The sequence below is a fragment of the Salinivibrio sp. SS2 genome, from assembly GCF_001722075.1.
GTDB lineage: Bacteria > Pseudomonadota > Gammaproteobacteria > Enterobacterales > Vibrionaceae > Salinivibrio > Salinivibrio proteolyticus.
The window spans coordinates 1-1,568 of the sequence record NZ_MEBP01000084.1; the positions used below are offsets into that span (position 1 = coordinate 1).

General features: G+C 47.7%; 2 protein-coding genes and 1 pseudogene. 2 read left to right on the plus strand and 1 reads right to left on the minus strand.

Going from position 1 to position 1,568, the window contains the following annotated elements:
• Nucleotides 1-203, plus strand: a pseudogene (locus BGK46_RS10130) (type VI secretion system-associated FHA domain protein); the annotation flags it as partial.
• A 121-nt stretch (nucleotides 204-324) separates the two neighbouring features.
• Here BGK46_RS10130 and BGK46_RS10135 read toward each other — a convergent pair.
• Nucleotides 325-1,242, minus strand: a complete 918-nt coding sequence (locus tag BGK46_RS10135; RefSeq protein WP_069589059.1) for an IS5 family transposase — start codon at nucleotides 1,240-1,242, stop codon at nucleotides 325-327.
• A gap of 151 nt (nucleotides 1,243-1,393) precedes the next feature.
• On the opposite strand from BGK46_RS10135, the gene BGK46_RS17170 reads away from it, so the two are divergent.
• Nucleotides 1,394-1,568, plus strand: a 175-nt coding sequence (locus tag BGK46_RS17170) for a helix-turn-helix domain-containing protein (protein WP_139130765.1), incomplete at its 3' end; no start/stop codon positions are given.

Sequence of the window (1,568 nt, forward strand, 5' to 3'; positions counted from 1 at the left end):
TTGAACCTATTGAAGATAAGCCGCTTCGTTTGGGCCTAACGTATGAAGAGACCGTCCGAACCATGTATGACGCAGACAAAAGCTTAGTGCATTTATCTGCGCCAGCGGCGATCGCAGAAAGCTTAAAAAATGTGAGAGATCACAACGATGCGACGCAAGAGGCGATATCGGAAGCGCTTGACCAAATTTTACACGCCTTCTCGGCGTTGTTTCCTAAATCATTGAACTTATCACTCTAGCGGCGATCAGATCATCAACGCCTCAAAACGGCGTTGTTGATCAAATCATTCACCTAACGCACTGATCCCAATGGGGTTGCCCCCATCAATCAACTCGGTAACTAACAGGCATACCAAGTCTTATGACTTTGTTTATTGCTTTCACGTTGGCCAATGCTTCGCCAACTTGTGCATCGTAATCACGTAGTGTCAGCTGAGAGCTGATTAACGTTTTGTATCGAGACATGCCTGTTTCTGACAGAGAGCGTTGGTGATAACCTTCTTCTCGTTTCCAGTTTGCCAAGTTACCCGATTTCAAGGCGCTGACGGCTGCATTACGAGGGTGACCGTCCTCCCAGTAACCCGCATTGCTGCGCGGTGGAATGGTCGGTTTGATGCCTTTTTTCTTGAGCACCTGATGACAGTCTTTCGTATCGTAAGCGCCGTCAGCACTGACTTGGGCAATTTTTCGGCGTAACGGGTTGAGCAGCGTCGGCAAGGCTTCATTGTCACCAACAGACGCTAAGCTAACGACGGCAGAAATCACTTCATGTGTACTGTCGTCAATCGCGAGATGCAGCTTGCGCCAAACACGGCGTTTTTCCTTGCCATGTTTGCGCATTTTCCACTCTCCCTCGCCAAACACTTTTAAACCGGTGGCATCAATAACGACGTGAGCAACGGGTCCACGACTGGGTAATCGGTAATTAACTTCAACCGTCTTCGCCCGTTTACTGATACAACTGTATGACGGCGATTTTAGCGGTACGTCCATCAAACCAAATATCGAGTCGAGAAAGCCTTGAAGGGCGCGAAGAGGGAGCTTGAAAATGCCTTTAACCATCAGTGCTGTTTCAATGGCACCATCGGTAAACGTAAAGCCTCTGCCTCGTTTTCCATGATGCTCTTTGCAGTGCCAAGTCTGGATAGCGGCGTCATCAACCCAAAAGGTAATCGAACCACGATTAATCAGTGCTTGATTGTATTGCTTCCAATTGCTGATTTTATACTTGGCTTTGCTCATCATCTGAGACCGGTTTTGAGGCGTTGATGATCTGATCGCCGCTAGAGTGATAAGTTCAATGATTTAGGAAACAACGCCGTTAAACTGGCGAGAGGAAGTCAACTGCTGATAGTGGTACGCTTCTCATCGCCAAAATCAAAACGTGATTACCATGAGTTACCAGCAGTTGACCGAAGGACAACGATACCAGATTTCTGTCCTTTTGGCCCGTGGCTGTTCACAAACAGTCATTGCCGAAACCCTTTGTAAGTCAAAATCAACAATATCGAGAGAGCTAAGTAGGAACCGATTACCAGACGGTCGTTACGAGCCCGCTCAAGCCAGCA

Bases quoted from the DNA above. Each gene is read 5' to 3' on its own strand.
- BGK46_RS10135 (WP_069589059.1), bottom strand. From the start codon at position 1,242: ATGAGCAAAGCCAAGTATAAAATCAGCAATTGGAAGCAATACAATCAA.